Consider the following 3489-nt stretch of genomic DNA (forward strand, 5'->3'; position numbering starts at 1 on the left):
CGCGCCCGGACTCCGTCATCTGGGTGAGAACACCTCGTATCCGGGAGTGTCTGCGCGTGATATTCCCTTCCCCGTGAAGTTTCGCGGAATATCCCGCCCGTACCCCTCTCACCAGCGATTTCCCCGGACAATTCACGGATCGCGCGCTGCCGCGCGGCAACGGAATCCCGAATTCCATCCCTGCGGACCGCAGTGCTTTACCCATGGCTTCTGCTGTGGACCTTGCCGAATGGGTGGCCAGGATTGCCGACAGGGGTGATCATGAGAGTCCAGAGCGCACTTCGCATGAGGAGGCACGGGTGGCCGAGACTCTGAAGAAGGGCAGCCGGGTGACCGGCGCCGCGCGTGACACACTCGCGGCAGACCTGAAGAAGAAGTACGACGGCGGAGCGAGCATCCGGGCACTGGCCGAGGAGACGGGCCGGAGCTACGGATTCGTCCACCGGATGCTCAAGGAATCGGGAGTGACGCTGCGCGGACGCGGCGGAGCGACCCGCGGCAAGAGGACGAGCGGCGAGAACTGAGCAGTCGCCGCACGTCCCGGCACCTCGCGGCACCCTCGCGAGGAGCGGGCTCCACGCGGTGACCACCCGGGTGTCCGGACCCCCGGCCGGGTGGTTACTGTGCAGTCACTTACGACGGCACAGGCACCGGAGGCCCCGCGATGACCACACCCGCCCAGGACACGGCAAGCCCCGCACCCGGCGACGTCCTCTTCGAGGAGGACGGCGTACGCCTCGCAGTGCGGGGCGAGACGGCCGCGGTCACGCTGACCAACCCGGCCAAGCGCAACGCCCAGACCCCCGCCCTGTGGCGGGCACTGGCGCGCGCGGGACGCGAACTCCCCGGCAGCGTGCGGATCGTGGTCCTGCGCGGCGAGGGCCAGTCCTTCTCCGCCGGACTCGACCGGCGGGCCTTCACCCCCGAGGGCTTCCCCGGCGACCTCTCCTTCTTCACCCTCGCCAAGGCCCCCGAGGCCGAGCTGGAGAAGACGATCGCCTTCTACCAGGAGGCGTTCACCTGGTGGCGGCGCCCCGACCTCGTCTCGGTCGCCGTCGTCCAGGGCCACGCCATCGGCGCCGGCTTCCAGCTCGCCCTCGCCTGCGACCTGCGCGTCTGCGCCGAGGACGCGCGCTTCGCGATGCGCGAGACGAGCCTGGGCCTCGTCCCTGACCTCACCGGCACGAGCCCCCTCGTCAACCTCGTCGGCTACGGCCGCGCCCTGGAGATCTGCGCGACCGGACGGTACGTGGACGCCCCCGAGGCGGCCCGCATCGGCCTCGCCAACGTCGTCGCGCCCGCCGAAGAGGTCGAAGCGTCCGTCACCGAACTCACGACCGCGCTCCTCGCCGCCCCGCGCAACGCCGTCAACGAGACGAAGGCTCTCCTCCAGGGCGCGGTCCACCGCTCCTTCGACGCACAGCGCGCCGCCGAACGCCAGGCCCAGGGCCGCCGCCTGCGCGAACTGATGGGCGACGCGTAACGGCGGGTCGCGGGGAGCCCGCACGCCACGACCCGGCACAGCCCGTACGCCACCGCCCGCCGCGGCCCGTACGGCACCGCCCGGCGTCCCGCGTACGGGCTCCCCGCGACCTCAGCCCCGCCACCCGGTCACCAGCACCGCCACCTCCGCGTCCGGCCCGAGCACCCCGCTCGCCGCCGCGCGCACCGCCGCGACCGTCTCGGGCAGCGGCCGCGCCCCCGAGGCGGTCACCTCCACCCGTACCGCCCGCGTCCCGCCCGCCGCCACGCCGAGGCGCACCGCGCGCCCGACGGGACCGAAGCGCCGCGCGAGCCCCGCGACACCGGGCACCGCGCGCACCGCCCGCCCGACCTCGGCCTCCTCCCCGTCCCCGCCCGGGTCCGCGCCGTCCGCCTCCGCCTCCGGCGCCTCCTGTCGTGGCGCGGGCTCCGCGTCGAGGAGTTCGGTGACCCGCAGGTCCACGGCCACGACGTCCAGGCCGAGCCCGTCGCGCGCCGCGCTCGCGAGCGCCGGGCGCAGCGCGTCCGTCACCTCGGTGAGCGGCCCGCCGGTGTGCACCCCGCACGCCGCCGTGAGCACCAGCGGACCGGGCGCCCGCGCGCTCCCCGGCGCCGGGAAACCCGCCTCCGGCGCCCCGCCCGGTGCCTCCCCGGCCGCCGTGAACGTGACCTCCCCGAGCCGGACCCCCGGCAGCCCCTCACCCGTCCGGCGCAACGCCGCCCGGGCGGCCGATTCCGTCAGCCAGGCCCCGCCCGCGTCCCCCGCCAGCGGCAACAGCCTGCCGAGCGCCAGCTGATCACGTACTGTCCGGTCCCATCGCCGTTCCGTCATGGGCCCAGCGTGCCGCACGATTCGTCGCGCCGGGGCGCGAACCGGCGCGTGGCCCCTTACTGTGCTCGAAGGAGTGCCCCTTTCAGTGCCCCTTTCGAGGAAGGCTGGAGCCCCATGAGCGAGAACACGCAGAACCAGAGCGGTGGCGAGGCCGCGGTGCGCGGCAAGACCACCATCGCGGACGGCGTCGTCGAGAAGATCGCCGGTCTCGCGGCCCGCGACGTCTACGGTGTGCACGCGATGGGCAGCGGCGCGGCCCGCACCTTCGGCGCGATGCGCGACCGCGTGCCCGGCGCGAGCAACGCGAAGTCCGTCACGCGCGGCGTCAAGGCCGAGGTCGGCGAGAAGCAGGCCGCGATCGACCTGGAGATCGTCGTGGAGTACGGCGAGCGGATCGCCGAGGTCGCCCGCAACGTCCGCGAGAACGTCGTCACGGCGGTGGAGCGGATGACGGGCCTGGAGGTCGTCGAGGTGAACATCCTCGTCAGCGACGTCAAGCTGCCCGACGAGAGCGACGACGAGGACGACAACGCCGGTTCACGCGTCCAGTGACGCCGGGACGGGCACGACGGGAGAGGACACCATGAGCTGGGCCGTACTCGGTCTGATCGTCGGCATGGCGCTGGGCTTCGCCGGGTATTTCGGCGGGTTCGGCGCCTTCCTGCTGGTCGCGGCGCTGGGCGCCGTGGGTTTCGTCGTGGGCCGGTTCCTGGACGGGGACCTGGAGCCCGGGGAGTTCTTCCGGCCGCGCGATCGCGGCGACCGGCGGTGAGGGGGAGTGCAGGGTCAGGACGCCGTCGAGCCCGCTGAGCGCGGCGCGACACGGATCGCGGACCGGGTCGTCGCCAAGATCGCCGCGCAGGCGGCCCGGGAGGCGATCGCGCCCCTGCCGCCGGGCGCGCGCGCCCCGCGTACCGCCGTCACCGTGCACCGCGAGGTCGCCCGCGTCCGGGTCAGCGCCGAACTCGCCTACCCGGGCGACCTCGGCGCCCAGTGCGGCGCGGTGCGCCGCCGGGTCGCCGAACGCGTCGGCGACCTCGCCGGGATGCGGGTCCCCGAGGTCGCCGTGCAGGTCGAGCGGCTGCACCTCGCGCCGCACGTGACACCCACACCCGTACCACCTGAGGGGTCCCCGCCGGACGCCCAGGACCCTCCCCGGAGGCAGCCCCGTGAGC

The 3489-nt window shown here is 74.2% G+C and carries 6 protein-coding genes; 5 read left to right on the forward strand and 1 reads right to left on the reverse strand.

What is annotated here, in order from left to right; genetic code table 11:
* Positions 1-299 precede the first annotated feature (299 nt).
* Positions 300-524: a helix-turn-helix domain-containing protein gene (locus SSBG_RS24010; RefSeq protein WP_008748664.1), complete on the forward strand. Its 225-nt coding sequence runs from the start codon at positions 300-302 to the stop codon at positions 522-524.
* Between the two features lie 140 nt (positions 525-664).
* The gene (locus SSBG_RS24015) at positions 665-1483 is read left to right on the forward strand and encodes an enoyl-CoA hydratase/isomerase family protein (protein ID WP_008748665.1); all 819 of its coding nucleotides are present in this window, start codon (positions 665-667) and stop codon (positions 1481-1483) included.
* A gap of 111 nt (positions 1484-1594) precedes the next feature.
* Here SSBG_RS24015 and SSBG_RS24020 read toward each other — a convergent pair whose 3' ends face one another.
* On the reverse strand, positions 1595-2314 hold the full coding sequence (locus tag SSBG_RS24020) for a hypothetical protein (RefSeq protein WP_037870512.1): 720 nt from the start codon (positions 2312-2314) through the stop codon (positions 1595-1597).
* Between the two features lie 114 nt (positions 2315-2428).
* Between SSBG_RS24020 and SSBG_RS24025 the strand changes: the two genes are divergently transcribed.
* From SSBG_RS24025 to SSBG_RS24035, 3 genes are all read left to right on the forward strand, one after another.
* Entirely contained in the window at positions 2429-2866 is a 438-nt protein-coding gene (locus tag SSBG_RS24025) for an Asp23/Gls24 family envelope stress response protein (RefSeq protein WP_037870514.1), read from the forward strand.
* A 31-nt stretch (positions 2867-2897) separates the two neighbouring features.
* The gene (locus tag SSBG_RS24030; protein WP_007828675.1) at positions 2898-3086 is read left to right on the forward strand and encodes a hypothetical protein; all 189 of its coding nucleotides are present in this window, start codon (positions 2898-2900) and stop codon (positions 3084-3086) included.
* A 6-nt stretch (positions 3087-3092) separates the two neighbouring features.
* Positions 3093-3489: hypothetical protein (locus SSBG_RS24035; RefSeq protein WP_008748668.1), on the forward strand; the 397-nt coding region annotated here is incomplete at its 3' end.

This window comes from Streptomyces sp. SPB074, from assembly GCF_000154905.1.
In the GTDB taxonomy this organism is placed as follows: Bacteria; Actinomycetota; Actinomycetes; order Streptomycetales; family Streptomycetaceae; genus Streptomyces.